The following is a 13,029-nucleotide window of genomic DNA, read 5'->3' as shown; positions in this document are numbered from 1 at the left end:
ATTATTTGAAGTAACGAGCAGCCCTGTGCCCCATAGTGAACTTTTAGCCCCTATTAATAATTTTTTGTTGTGCGAAACCCCGAACGAATGGGTCGATGAAGCAGTAAAAAAAGAAAATTTATCGGTTATCTTAATCGATCACTTAATTTGTGAGTTAAAAGCAGCGCAAAGTGCAATGTTTTTAATCCGTAAGTACGCAGTAGATAAAGACAGCAGCGATGCATTACTTGAATGGCTAAAGCCCTTTGAAACACTTATTTATAAACGCGAAGGCAATTGGCGTGATTTAGCGGCTAAAAATAAACTTACAAAATCAATTATTCCAAAGTCAAATTCACCTTACGGGCAAGAGCTCATTGATAAAATGGTAATGCTTATCAAAGAAGAGCTGCATCACTTTTATCAAGTGCTCGAAATAATGGACGAGTATGGAATAGAGTACCGAAGCATTACACCGTGTCGTTACGCTAAAGGCATGCTGCGTAACGTTAAAACCTTTGAGCCTAATGCATTAGTCGATAAACTCATTGTAGGCGCCTACATTGAAGCTCGCTCGTGTGAGCGTTTTGCAAAGCTTGCGCCGCATGTAGATAAACGCTTAGGTGATTTTTATATTTCATTGCTTCGCTCTGAGGCGCGCCATTACCAAGATTACTTAACACTGGCACAAGAAATTGCGGACTTTGATATTACTGAACGAGTCGAGTTTTTTGGTAAAATTGAGGCAGATTTGATCACCAGCCCTGATGAAGACTTTAAATTTCACAGTGGCGCACCTGCACTTGTAACTAACTAAAGCAGTGCTATTTAGCTCTAAAAGCACATCGGCTAGTTAGGTGTGCTACTTCTTTCTATAAAATCTATAAGCTCAAGTGCCGTGCTTTGAGAAAAACCATGTTTTACTAATAGCTCTTTTGCGGTGCCATTGTATAAAATAGTAGAAAAACCTTGCTCAAGCGCGTCTCTTTTTTGTTTTGCATTAGGGTCAGACTTTGGAAACATAACATGCAGTTGATGATGCTCTAAATCGGGCGAAATATATTCAACTTGTGGCGCGCCGGGCTCATTAAGCTTTTCGGTGTTTTTTAGCCAATATTCACCCACTTCTTTAGTGCCCGCTACTAAATCTATTCGTCCTTTTTGTAACATATACAAACTGTTTATTAATCCGCGAGTTGAGGTGACCGCAAGGCCATTACTTTCCGAGAAAGCTTCGCTTACTGCGTAGCCAGTGCCTTTACAAATGCTATAAGGTTGTAAAGAGTCCATACTGCCGTCATAGCTTATTTGTCTGTCTTTAAGTTTAAATAGGCCAACATAAACGTTAGCCAGTGGGCGTGAATAATAAAAAAGTTCAGTACGCGATTTTGTAAAAAAAGCCCCTAAAATTGCATCTTTTTTATTTATTTTGGTTAGCTCCAATGCTCTGTTCCAGCTGGTAAACTCTATGTCGTTATTAATATTTTGATTAGCTAAGGCTGCTTTAATTAAAGCAGTAACCCAACCGTTATCTACTAAACGCTCACCAATATAAGGGGGGGAGTTTTCGGCGACTATCTGCCAATTTTCAGAAGCATACCCTTTGGAAAAAATGCAACAAAGCAGCAAGCAATAAATAGCTTTATTCATATATCCTTACCCATTACCAAAAAAGTACTTAAATAATAGTCAGGATTTGAGATTATGCGAAGGGTGTATTAATGAGTTTTTGACCTTGTGGAGTAACCACTAAGAATGAGCCTTGTGTATACCAATCGCCAAGTACAGTGCGTGTTAGTGTTTGCTTACCCACTGTGTAAGTGTGTACGTTAGGCCGGTGAGTATGGCCGTGTATCATGTTGCTTACATTATGCTTTGCAAACATTGCCAATACTGCGTCATCTACCACGTCTAAAATTTCTATGGGTTTGTCGGCTTGGCTTAATTTACTTTTTTCTCTGGCATTACGGGCTATTTTTTTTCTGTACCACAGTGGCATTGCTAACATTAATTTTGGCCACCACCAGCCACGACTTTTTTTACGAAATTTTTGGTACTCAACATCTTGTGTACACATTTCATCGCCGTGCAAAATAACCGTTGGTGTACCGTATAAGTCTATAACTGCTTGCTCATTTAAAAGCGTCATCCCAGCAAGGTTTGCGTATTGGTCTCGCATTATAAAATCGCGGTTCCCATGAATAAAATACACAGGTGTTCCACCATCTTTCACTTTATTTAAGTATTTAGCTACTTTGCTAGCAAGCTCGGTTATGTAATCGTCTCCAACCCATACTTCAAAAAAATCACCTAAAATGTAAAGTGCATCTACTTGCTTACCAATAATATGCGTATCTAAAAAACGGTAAAAAGCATCACTAATGTCAGGGCGGTTTTCACTAAGGTGTAAATCGGCAATAAAGTAAGTTTGGCGAGTCATAGGAACATCTATTTTAGTTAAATAAAAACGGGCGAATACACTGCGTATATTTGCCCGCCTCATTATTCATTTTAAATGCAAAAGTTATTAGTTAACAGTTACATTTTCGATGATTACATTTTCAAGCGGTACGTCTTGGTGAAAACCAGCGCTGCCTGTTGCTACACCTTTAATTTTGTTTACTACGTCCATGCCTTCAACTACTTCGGCAAACACACAGTAACCCCAACCTTGCGAAGTTTCGCTGCTGTGGTTTAAAAAGTCGTTGTCGTTAACGTTTATAAAAAACTGTGCCGTTGCTGAATGTGGATCAGGCGTACGTGCCATAGCTAGCGTACCTACTTTATTAGATAGGCCGTTGTTTGCTTCGTTCTTAATTGGATCGTTTACGTCTTTTTGATCCATACCAGGTACAAATCCACCGCCTTGCACCATAAAACCGTCAATTACGCGGTGAAAAATAGTGCCGTTGTAAAAACCTGAGTTTGCGTACTCTAAAAAGTTTTTAACTGTGTTTGGAGCTTCTTGCTCAAACATTTTAATGGTGATGTCACCAAAATTAGTGTGTAGAACAACCATGTGGTTTCCTATATCTGGTTTAATTAGTCGCGCTATTTTATCTTAGTTAACTAAGATAAACAAAGCGCTTGTTCAATATATCAAAACCAGCTCAAGGAACACGCTTGTGCGTTTTACTGAGGAAAATTTCGAGGTGCAATTTTGTCCCTAATTACATTCACTTTTAAAAGCTTACCATGCACAGAGTAAGAGTCTGTTAAGCGATAAGAAAAGGGGAGAGAATCTGATTTTTACAGTGTTACTAACTTTAACAACAGAACCAAGGTTACACACGATGTAATGGCTTGCCTAAATTAGTTTTAATTCCAGCTCAAACATGCGCATTGAGGCGGTTTGGGTATAAAAAGCGCTAGAGCGGGGGCTTTTCAAGTGTTAACATAGCCAACTCAGCAAACAGTCAAGGACTTAAAGTAAATGGTACAAATATACAACACACTCACGCGACAAAAAGAGCAGTTTAAACCTATGGTCGAAGGCAAAATCGACATGTACGTGTGTGGTATCACCATTTATGATTTTTGTCATATCGGTCATGCGCGTACTTTTGTTGGGTTTGATGTAATAGTCCGCTACCTTCGCCACCTTGGTTACGACTTAAAATACGTACGTAATATTACCGACGTAGATGATAAAATAATTAAACGCGCAAACGAAAATGGTGAGTCAATTAATGACCTAACTTTGCGTATGACCAAAGCCATGCATGAAGACTTTGATAGCTTAAACATGTTACGCCCAGATATTGAACCTACGGTTACAAACCATATGGATGAAATCATCGAAATGGTCGAGCGCTTAATTGCAAAAGGCCATGCATACGTAGCAAACGACGGCGACGTGCTTTTTGATGTTTCTACGTTTGAGCACTATGGCGCACTATCACAACAAGATTTAAGTATGCTCCAAGCAGGCTCTCGCGTAGAGGTTGCACAAGATAAAGACGATCCGCTTGATTTTGTATTGTGGAAAAAAGCAAAGGCAGGTGAGCCGTCATGGTCATCACCGTGGGGTGAGGGCCGACCAGGTTGGCATATTGAGTGTTCAGCAATGAGCTCAAAGCACTTAGGTGAGCATTTTGATATTCACGGTGGCGGCTCCGATTTACAGTTTCCGCACCACGAAAACGAAATTGCGCAATCATGCTGTGCAAACAATGGTAAATATGTAAATACCTGGATCCACACAGGCATGGTACAAGTAAATAAAGAGAAAATGTCTAAATCATTAGACAACTTTTTTACTGTGCGTGAGGTATTAAAAACATATGACCCTGAATCAGTTCGTTACTTTTTAATATCTGGGCATTACCGAAGCCAGCTAAATTACTCACAAGAGAATTTAGATCAAGCACGTTCATCGCTTGAACGTATTTACACAGCACTTCGCGGTGTTGAGCCATTAACGTGTGATATTGAAAACAATGAGTACGTGGCTAAATTTAGAAAAGCAATGAACGATGACTTCAACACACCAGAAGCATTACCAGTGTTATTTGAACTGGCTAAAGAGCTAAACCGTGTTAAAGACAGCGATACGCAGCAAGCAGGTCAACTTGCATTTGTATTACGTAGCATAGGTGAAGTGTTAGGTGTAGCGCAACAAGCACCTGAATCGTTTTTACAAGGCGGCCAAGATGACGATGAAGTGGCAACAATTGAAGCATTAATTGTCAAGCGTAACGAAGCGCGCGCAAGCAAAAACTGGGCAGCTGCTGATGAAGCACGCGATGCACTCAATGCACTTGGTGTAGTGCTTGAAGACTCAGCAGGTAAAACAACGTGGCGTAAAGCGTAAATACTTAAAGTAGCGTTTAAACTAAAAAGGGTTGCCAGTTGGCAACCCTTTTTATTGGTATCGGTTAAATGTTTAACTGTGGTATTTTTCACACGCTTCTAAGGTGTTTTCAATTAAGCTTGCTACCGTCATTGGGCCAACACCACCCGGCACAGGGGTAATAAAGTCAGCCTTTTGCTCGGCAATGCTGTACTGAACATCACCTACTAATTTACCGGTATCTAAACGGTTAATACCTACATCAATTACAATCGCGCCTTCTTTAACCCACTCACCCGGTATAAATTCCGGTTTACCTACGGCGACTACTAATAAATCTGCGCGACGAACATGGGTTTCTAAGTCTTGCGTAAATTTATGGCATACCGTTGTAGTACAACCGGCAAGTAATAGCTCAAGCGACATAGGGCGGCCAACAATGTTAGAGGCGCCAACCACTACAGCATGCATACCTTTGTAACGCACACCTGTTGAGTCTAATAAGGTAATAATCCCTTTGGGTGTACACGGGCGAAGCGCCGGCATACGTTGTGCTAAGCGGCCAATATTATACGGATGAAAACCGTCTACATCTTTATGTGGTGTAATACGTTCTAAAATCTTTTCTGCATCTAGGCCTTCAGGTAGCGGTAGTTGCACTAAAATACCATCTACTTCACCATCGTTATTTAGCTCATCAATTAATGCTAGTAGTTCTTCTTCGCTGGTTTGTGCAGGTAAATCAAATGACTTTGAAATAAACCCTACTTCTTCACACGCTTTACGCTTAGAGCCAACGTAAACTTGGCTTGCAGGGTCAAGCCCTACCAGTACTACTGCTAAACCGGGTGCACGTAAACCGTTTGCAACGCGTTCGCTTACGCGCTCAGCTACTGCACTACGTACTTGCTTTGCGATTGCCTTACCATCAATGATGTTTGCCGTCATGGGGGACCTTTAATTGGGGTTAAAAAAACTTCGATACTTATATTTTAAAAGCATCTGCATATAAAGAGGGGTGTATGCAAAAAATTAATTTTATTAATGCTTTTTTAATATGCAGCTATTTTCGCAGAAAAGGCCCGTAGCGCCAAGTTGCTTTTAGGATATAACCCTGTGTTTTCAAAAAAACGCCTAAAATTCAGCTTGGTTTTGCAATATTTAACCATTATGAACTAAAAATGACCGATTGATTTATTTTATGCAAAAAACGTTTGACCTCTCCCAGTCAAATCACTATTATGCACCCCGTTGTCAACGAGGTCACTCGCAGGCAATCGTAAGCATCGGCGATTAGCGCAGTTTGGTAGCGCACTTGGTTTGGGTCCAAGGGGTCGCAGGTTCAAATCCTGCATCGCCGACCACTTCTTTTATTTTTATAATAGAATAGCTTACAGGCAAACTATGAAGTTTTCGATGCGCCCGTAGCTCAGCTGGATAGAGCAACGCCCTTCTAAGGCGTTGGTCGAAGGTTCGAATCCTTCCGGGTGCGCCATTTGAAAACAAAGTAAATACCGTGGTGATTGTAGCTCAGTTGGTAGAGCCCCGGATTGTGATTCCGGTTGTCGTGGGTTCGAGCCCCATCAGTCACCCCAATTTACTTCGAGTATCGGCGATTAGCGCAGTTTGGTAGCGCACTTGGTTTGGGTCCAAGGGGTCGCAGGTTCAAATCCTGCATCGCCGACCACTTTCTCAAAAGTGGTCTTAAATTCTACATTTAAGTATTCAATACTATTATCGGCGATTAGCGCAGTTTGGTAGCGCACTTGGTTTGGGTCCAAGGGGTCGCAGGTTCAAATCCTGCATCGCCGACCACTTTCTTAGCCTTAAAGAAAGTAAACAAGTCATCACTCAGTTAATAACATCTATTTAATTCCTACTAAAATATCGATTCAATTTACCAGTTAGTCTGTTTTTTACGCAGTTAGTCTCGTTCGTAGCTAAACTAGTCCAAATAATTGCCCCCTACACTCGACTATCATAATTATTAGGTTATAATGCCGCGTCTATTGTTTAACATAGTGCCCGAAGGGCAGAGCAGCAATGGGATCTCATGGTAGTGACGGATGCTTTTTAGTGAAAAATCGCTTTAAAATTTATCAAGACTCATGAAGATTACTTTGTTTGTAAGGAAGGCGAACAGTCGCCAAAATTGAATATTGAGGTAAATCATGCAAGTTTCTGTTGAGACGACTCAAGGCCTTGAGCGCCGTCTGACCATCACCGTTCCTGCAGAGAACGTTGAGACCGAAGTAAAAAAACGCTTACAACAACTGTCAAAAACGCAGCGTATCGATGGCTTCCGTGCTGGTAAAGTACCAGTTTCAGTAATCAACAAGCGTTTTGGACCTGCGGTTCGTCAAGAAGTAGCTGGCGAAGTAATGCAGCGTAACTACATTGAAGCAATCGTTTCTGAAAAAATTAATCCAGCTGGCGCACCAACATTTGCTCCTAAAGCGCTTGAAGCAGGTAAAGATTTAGAATTTACAGCAACATTTGAAGTTTACCCTGAGGTTGAAGTTCAAGGTTTAGATAAAATTGCTGTAGAAAAACCAGCTGTATCAGTAACTGACGAAGATTTAGCAAACATGCTAGAAACACTTCGTAAGCAACACGCTTCATGGGCTGATGTTGACGCAGCTGCTGGCGAAAACGACCGTGTAACAGTTGATTTCGTAGGTACTATTGACGGTGAAGAGTTTGAAGGCGGTAAAGCTGAAGACTTCCCACTGGAGCTTGGCCAAGGTCGTATGATCCCAGGTTTTGAAGATAACATCGTTGGTAAAAAAGCAGGCGAAGAAGTGGTTGCTGATGTAACATTCCCTGAAGATTACCACGCTGAAAACCTTAAAGGTAAAGCAGCTCAATTCACTATCACAGTGAAAAAAGTTGAAGCACAAGAGCTACCTGAATTAAGCGAAGAGTTTGCAACTAAATTCGGTGTTACCGAAGGCGGCGTAGACGCGCTTAAAGAAGAAGTTAAAAAGAACATGACGCGTGAGCTAGACCAAGCGGTTAAAGCTAACGTGAAAGACCAAGCTATCAAAGGTCTTTTAGAAAACAACGAAATCGAAGTGCCTAAAGCACTTGTTGATCAAGAAGTTGACGCATTACGTCAGCAAGCAGCTCAACGTTTTGGTGGCGACGCTAAGAACATGCCTGAGCTTCCAGCTGAATTGTTCCACGAGCAAGCTGTAACTCGCGTTAAAACTGGCCTATTACTAGGTGAAGTGATCAAAGCAAACGATATCAAAGTTGATGATGAAAAAGTTGAAGCATTAATTGCTACAGTTGCATCTGCATACGAAGATCCAACTGAAGTAGTAGAGTACTACAAAGCAAATGATCAACTTATGCAGCAAATGCGTAATGTTGCAATGGAAGAGCAAGCTGTTGAAGCTATTTTAGCTAAAGCAAACGTGTCTGACGTTGAAAAAGCATTTGATGACATCATGAATCCTCAGCAAGGTGCTTAATAAGTCATTGACTTAAGCGCTCGCTAACGATTAAATGGCTCGTGTTACTCTGTTTATGCAGTGTGCCCGGGCCATTTTAGTTTGTGCCCCATAATTTGCGAAAAATGATAACTATGCTTCCTTTAGTAAAAAGCATAAGCGCATAAGGAATTAAAAAAGTATGAACACTGGTATAACAGATCCCCTAAATGCATTAGTCCCTATGGTTGTTGAACAAACAGCTAAAGGTGAGCGCTCGTATGACATTTATTCGCGTCTATTAAAAGAGCGAATTATCTTTTTAACGGGCCAAGTTGAAGACAACATGGCAAACCTAATTTTAGCGCAAATGCTATTTTTAGAATCAGAAAACCCTGAAAAAGATATCTTTTTATATATTAATTCACCAGGTGGTTCGGTAACCGCTGGTATGGCAATTTACGATACAATGAACTTCATCAAACCAGATGTAAGTACTATTTGTGTTGGCCAAGCGGCAAGCATGGGCGCATTTTTGCTTACTGCTGGCGCTAAAGGTAAGCGTTTTTGTTTACCAAACTCACGTGTAATGATTCACCAACCGCTAGGTGGTTTCCAAGGTCAAGCATCTGACTTTGAAATACACGCAAAAGAAATTCTGTCTATTAAAGACAAACTTAACCGCTTAATGGCTGAGCACACAGGCCAACCATTAGAGGTTATTTCACGCGATACTGACCGTGATAACTTTATGAGTGCATCACAAGCTGTTGATTACGGCTTAGTAGACTCAGTGTTTACAAATCGCGAAAGCAAGTAAGCGTGTAGGCAAGCAAATAATTGCTTGCCACTTTGAGTTACTATGCGAAAACCAGTAAATTTTGGTATAGTTAAAAGCGAATTTGAAATAGTTGCCAACCTAATTTGGCAGCCAACGTATAAAAGAGGTAGCTGAATGTCTGACACTCCTACAGACGGCGACAAAAGTAATAAATTGTTATACTGCTCTTTTTGTGGCAAAAGCCAACACGAAGTGCGTAAATTAATTGCAGGTCCTTCAGTATACATTTGTGATGAATGTGTAGAGCTGTGTAACGATATTATCAGGGAAGAAATCAAAGACATTGCTCCTAAGCATAATTCGTCTGATAAACTACCTGTGCCAAAAGAAATTCGTAATCACTTAGACGACTACGTAATTGGTCAAGACCATGCTAAAAAAGTATTGTCTGTAGCGGTATACAATCACTACAAGCGCCTACGTAACCAATCTACAAAGCAGGAAGTAGAACTAGGTAAAAGTAACATTTTGCTTATTGGCCCTACAGGTAGTGGTAAAACATTACTGGCAGAAACACTTGCACGTTTACTTGATGTACCGTTTACTATGGCAGATGCAACTACATTAACCGAAGCTGGTTATGTAGGTGAAGATGTAGAAAACATCATTCAAAAGCTGCTACAAAAATGTGATTACGACGTAGAGAAAGCCCAACGCGGTATTGTTTACATTGATGAAATTGATAAAATTTCGCGTAAATCAGATAACCCATCTATTACACGTGACGTGTCAGGTGAGGGTGTACAACAAGCACTGCTTAAACTAATTGAAGGCACGGTTGCCTCAGTACCACCACAAGGTGGTCGTAAGCATCCGCAGCAAGAGTTTTTACAAGTTGATACCTCTAAGATTTTATTTATCTGTGGTGGTGCATTTGCAGGCCTTGATAAAGTAATCGAACAACGCAGCCATAAAAATACTGGGATTGGCTTTGGTGTTAACGTTAAAGAGTCAGCGTCAAGCCGCTCTTTAAGTGAAACATTTAAAGACGTAGAGCCAGAGGATTTAGTTAAGTACGGCTTAATTCCTGAATTTATTGGTCGTTTACCTGTTGTTGCTACATTAACCGAGCTTGATGAAGCGGCTCTTGTGCAAATATTAAGTGAACCTAAAAACGCCATTACTAAACAGTTCTCGGTATTATTTGGTATGGAAGACGTTGAATTAGAGTTTCGTGATGATGCACTAAGCGCTATTGCTCACAAAGCGATGGAGCGTAAAACAGGTGCTCGCGGACTTCGCTCAATTGTTGAAGGTGTACTGCTTGATACTATGTATGAGCTACCATCAATGGATGATGTAAGCAAAGTGGTTATAGATGAAACCGTGATTAAAGGTGAATCTGACCCAATTTTGATTTATGAAAACAATAATCAAGATAAAGCAGCATCAGAGTAGTTTTTAAGCTATTTGTATAAAAAAGGAGCCTTAGGCTCCTTTTTTTATAATTAATTTAAACGAGATGGGGAAAATTGTTGAACTTTAATTAGATTATCCCCATATACTTGAGTAATCTTTTAAATAAATGAAGTGCGAAGAGAAACTATAATGACGCTTGAGAGAACCGATCGAGTCGAAATCCCAGTGCTAGCACTGCGCGATGTTGTGGTATACCCGCACATGGTGATCCCGCTTTTTGTAGGCCGTGAAAAATCAATAAAATGCCTCGAAGCAGCAATGGATAAAGACAAACAAATTTTCTTGGTTGCGCAAAAAGATGCAACTGTAGACGAACCTGAGCAAGACGATATTTACCGTATAGGTACTATTGCTACTGTACTTCAGTTATTAAAGTTACCAGACGGTACAGTTAAAGTTTTAGTTGAAGGTACGCAGCGCGCACAAATTGAAGAATTTGTAGATAACGATGAGTTTTTTGTAGCGAATGCTCAGTTCATCGAATCTGATTCAGTGGATGAGCAAGAGCAAGATATTTTCATCCGCAGCGCTGTTAGCCAATTTGAAGGCTATGTAAAACTTAATAAAAAAATTCCACCTGAGGTATTAACCTCTGTTTCAGGTATTGATGAGCCAGCGCGACTTGCCGATACAATGGCCGCTCATATGCCATTAAAAGTGCCTGAAAAACAAAAAGTGCTTGAGATTTCAAGTGTTACAGAACGCTTAGAGTACCTAATGGCACTGATGGAAGGTGAAATAGACTTATTGCAAGTTGAGAAAAAAATTCGTACCCGCGTTAAAAAGCAGATGGAAAAGTCTCAGCGCGAGTACTACCTCAATGAGCAAATGAAAGCCATTCAAAAAGAGCTTGGTGAGCTTGATGATGTACCTGACGAATTTGAAGCGCTTAAAAAGCGTATTGAAGAATCAGGTATGCCAGAAGAAGCGAAAGAAAAAGCATCGGCTGAGCTTAATAAGCTTAAAATGATGTCGCCAATGTCTGCAGAGGCCACTGTAGTGCGTTCATACATTGATACATTAATTAATGTACCTTGGAAAAAACGCTCTAAAGTGAAAAAAGACTTAGCAGGCGCGCAAAAAATTCTTGATAGTGATCATCACGGCTTAGATAAAGTTAAAGAGCGCATAATTGAATACCTCGCGGTGCAACAACGTACCAATAAGCTCAAAGGACCTATTTTATGTTTAGTAGGGCCTCCGGGTGTAGGTAAAACGTCACTAGGGCAGTCTATTGCACGTTCTACGGGTCGTAAATATGTGCGTATGGCATTAGGTGGTGTACGTGACGAAGCTGAGATTCGTGGTCATCGTCGTACTTACATAGGTTCAATGCCAGGTAAGCTGATTCAAAACATGACAAAAGTGGGCGTTAAAAATCCATTATTCTTGTTAGATGAAATCGACAAAATGTCATCAGATATGCGCGGCGACCCAGCATCGGCACTATTAGAGGTGCTAGATCCGGAGCAAAACAGCCACTTTGCTGATCACTACTTAGAAGTTGATTACGATTTATCGGATGTAATGTTTGTAGCAACATCAAACAGCTTTAATATTCCGGGTCCACTACTAGACCGCATGGAAGTTATTCGTTTATCGGGTTACACAGAAGATGAGAAGCTAAACATTGCAAAAGAGCACTTAATTACTAAGCAAGTTAAACGCAATGGTTTAAAACCTGCTGAGCTTGTAATAGAAGATAGTGCAATTATTGGCATTATTCGTTACTACACGCGTGAAGCGGGTGTACGTAATTTAGAGCGCGAAGTATCTAAACTATGCCGTAAAGCCGTTAAAAATATCTTACTTGATAAAGAGACTAAAACAGTCACTATCAATCAAGATAACCTAGAAGAGTTTTTAGGTGTACAACGCTACGACTACGGTAAAGCTGAAGACGGCGACCGCATTGGCCAAGTAACAGGCCTAGCGTGGACCGAAGTAGGCGGCGACTTACTGACCATTGAATGTGCGGCTGTGCCAGGTAAAGGCAAACTAAGCTACACAGGCTCACTCGGTGATGTAATGCAAGAGTCGATTCAAGCGGCCATGACTGTAGTTCGTAATCGTGCTGATACGTTCCGTATTAATAGCGATTTTTACGAAAAACGCGACATTCATGTGCACGTACCTGAGGGGGCAACCCCTAAAGATGGCCCAAGTGCCGGTGCTGCGATGGTAACGGGTTTAGTATCGAGCTTGACTGGTAACCCTGTTAAAGCCGATGTAGCAATGACAGGTGAAATAACACTGCGTGGTGAAGTACTGCCTATTGGTGGCTTAAAAGAGAAACTACTTGCTGCACACCGAGGTGGAATTAAAACAGTCATCATTCCAAAAATTAACGAACGTGACTTAAAAGAGATCCCAGATAACGTACTGGCAGGCTTAGATGTTCACCCAGTTACCTGGATTGATGAAGTATTAAAGTTAGCTTTAGTGCATCCTGTTGAGAGTTTTTCAGTCGAAACACCGAAAAACCAATAAAAAACCTAAAAAAAGTGCTTTTTAGGGCTTTTCAAATTTAATCGGTATGATAAGTTAAGCACTGGTTTTCGAGC

10 protein-coding genes and 5 tRNA genes are annotated in these 13,029 nt (G+C 40.8%); 11 read left to right on the top strand and 4 right to left on the bottom strand.

Going from position 1 to position 13,029, the window contains the following annotated elements; all coding sequences use genetic code 11:
- Nucleotides 1-25: 25 nt before the first annotated feature.
- The gene (gene miaE / locus QUE46_RS11565) at nt 26-796 is read left to right on the top strand and encodes a tRNA isopentenyl-2-thiomethyl-A-37 hydroxylase MiaE (RefSeq protein WP_286244889.1); all 771 of its coding nucleotides are present in this window, start codon (nt 26-28) and stop codon (nt 794-796) included.
- Between the two features lie 32 nt (nt 797-828).
- Here miaE and QUE46_RS11560 read toward each other — a convergent pair whose 3' ends face one another.
- The 3 genes from QUE46_RS11560 to QUE46_RS11550 form a co-directional block, all read right to left on the bottom strand.
- Nucleotides 829-1,629, bottom strand: coding sequence for an ABC transporter substrate-binding protein (locus QUE46_RS11560; RefSeq protein ID WP_286244888.1), 801 nt, complete (start codon nt 1,627-1,629; stop codon nt 829-831).
- Between the two features lie 52 nt (nt 1,630-1,681).
- Nucleotides 1,682-2,419, bottom strand: a complete 738-nt coding sequence (locus tag QUE46_RS11555) for a UDP-2,3-diacylglucosamine diphosphatase (RefSeq protein ID WP_286244887.1) — start codon at nt 2,417-2,419, stop codon at nt 1,682-1,684.
- 87 nt (nt 2,420-2,506) lie between these two features.
- A complete protein-coding gene (locus tag QUE46_RS11550; RefSeq protein ID WP_286244885.1) occupies nt 2,507-2,998 on the bottom strand; it encodes a peptidylprolyl isomerase in 492 nt (163 codons plus the stop codon).
- A gap of 414 nt (nt 2,999-3,412) precedes the next feature.
- Here QUE46_RS11550 and cysS point away from each other — a divergent pair, with 414 nt between their 5' ends.
- The gene (gene cysS, locus QUE46_RS11545; protein WP_286244884.1) at nt 3,413-4,792 is read left to right on the top strand and encodes a cysteine--tRNA ligase; all 1,380 of its coding nucleotides are present in this window, start codon (nt 3,413-3,415) and stop codon (nt 4,790-4,792) included.
- Between the two features lie 72 nt (nt 4,793-4,864).
- Here cysS and folD read toward each other — a convergent pair whose 3' ends face one another.
- Nucleotides 4,865-5,719, bottom strand: a complete 855-nt coding sequence (gene folD, locus QUE46_RS11540; protein ID WP_286244883.1) for a bifunctional methylenetetrahydrofolate dehydrogenase/methenyltetrahydrofolate cyclohydrolase FolD — start codon at nt 5,717-5,719, stop codon at nt 4,865-4,867.
- Nucleotides 5,720-6,058: 339 nt separating this feature from the next.
- Here folD and QUE46_RS11535 point away from each other — a divergent pair.
- The 9 genes from QUE46_RS11535 (at nt 6,059) to lon (ending at nt 12,955) form a co-directional block, all read left to right on the top strand.
- Nucleotides 6,059-6,135 (top strand) — tRNA-Pro (locus QUE46_RS11535).
- 54 nt (nt 6,136-6,189) lie between these two features.
- Nucleotides 6,190-6,266 (top strand) — tRNA-Arg (locus tag QUE46_RS11530).
- A 24-nt stretch (nt 6,267-6,290) separates the two neighbouring features.
- A tRNA-His gene (locus tag QUE46_RS11525) sits at nt 6,291-6,366 on the top strand.
- Between the two features lie 15 nt (nt 6,367-6,381).
- Nucleotides 6,382-6,458, top strand: a tRNA-Pro gene (locus QUE46_RS11520).
- Between the two features lie 51 nt (nt 6,459-6,509).
- Nucleotides 6,510-6,586 (top strand) — tRNA-Pro (locus QUE46_RS11515).
- A 356-nt stretch (nt 6,587-6,942) separates the two neighbouring features.
- The gene (gene tig, locus QUE46_RS11510) at nt 6,943-8,247 is read left to right on the top strand and encodes a trigger factor (RefSeq protein WP_286244882.1); all 1,305 of its coding nucleotides are present in this window, start codon (nt 6,943-6,945) and stop codon (nt 8,245-8,247) included.
- Between the two features lie 160 nt (nt 8,248-8,407).
- Nucleotides 8,408-9,025 (top strand): ATP-dependent Clp endopeptidase proteolytic subunit ClpP, encoded by a 618-nt coding sequence (clpP, locus tag QUE46_RS11505; protein WP_286244881.1) that lies wholly within the window; start codon nt 8,408-8,410, stop codon nt 9,023-9,025.
- Nucleotides 9,026-9,160: 135 nt separating this feature from the next.
- The gene (gene clpX / locus QUE46_RS11500; RefSeq protein ID WP_004586896.1) at nt 9,161-10,444 is read left to right on the top strand and encodes an ATP-dependent protease ATP-binding subunit ClpX; all 1,284 of its coding nucleotides are present in this window, start codon (nt 9,161-9,163) and stop codon (nt 10,442-10,444) included.
- A gap of 150 nt (nt 10,445-10,594) precedes the next feature.
- Nucleotides 10,595-12,955 carry an endopeptidase La gene (lon, locus tag QUE46_RS11495; protein ID WP_286244880.1) on the top strand — a complete coding sequence of 787 codons (2,361 nt, stop codon included), beginning with the start codon at nt 10,595-10,597 and terminating at the stop codon, nt 12,953-12,955.
- The last annotated feature ends 74 nt before the right edge of the window (nt 12,956-13,029 follow it).

Origin of the sequence: Pseudoalteromonas sp. MM1 (assembly GCF_030296835.1) — a bacterium.
Taxonomy (GTDB): Bacteria; Pseudomonadota; Gammaproteobacteria; order Enterobacterales; family Alteromonadaceae; genus Pseudoalteromonas.
Note: the sequence above shows the minus strand (reverse complement) of the source record. Positions and strands in the feature narration are given on the sequence as shown.

Excerpts from the sequence above, each read along its gene's own strand:
- QUE46_RS11560 (WP_286244888.1), bottom strand. The coding sequence starts at position 1,629 with ATGAATAAAGCTATTTATTGCTTGCTGCTTTGTTGCATTTTTTCCAAA.
- QUE46_RS11555 (WP_286244887.1), bottom strand. The coding sequence starts at position 2,419 with ATGACTCGCCAAACTTACTTTATTGCCGATTTACACCTTAGTGAAAAC.
- QUE46_RS11550 (WP_286244885.1), bottom strand. The coding sequence starts at position 2,998 with ATGGTTGTTCTACACACTAATTTTGGTGACATCACCATTAAAATGTTT.
- cysS (WP_286244884.1), top strand. The coding sequence starts at position 3,413 with ATGGTACAAATATACAACACACTCACGCGACAAAAAGAGCAGTTTAAA.
- folD (WP_286244883.1), bottom strand. The coding sequence starts at position 5,719 with ATGACGGCAAACATCATTGATGGTAAGGCAATCGCAAAGCAAGTACGT.
- tig (WP_286244882.1), top strand. The coding sequence starts at position 6,943 with ATGCAAGTTTCTGTTGAGACGACTCAAGGCCTTGAGCGCCGTCTGACC.
- clpP (WP_286244881.1), top strand. The coding sequence starts at position 8,408 with ATGAACACTGGTATAACAGATCCCCTAAATGCATTAGTCCCTATGGTT.
- clpX (WP_004586896.1), top strand. The coding sequence starts at position 9,161 with ATGTCTGACACTCCTACAGACGGCGACAAAAGTAATAAATTGTTATAC.
- lon (WP_286244880.1), top strand. The coding sequence starts at position 10,595 with ATGACGCTTGAGAGAACCGATCGAGTCGAAATCCCAGTGCTAGCACTG.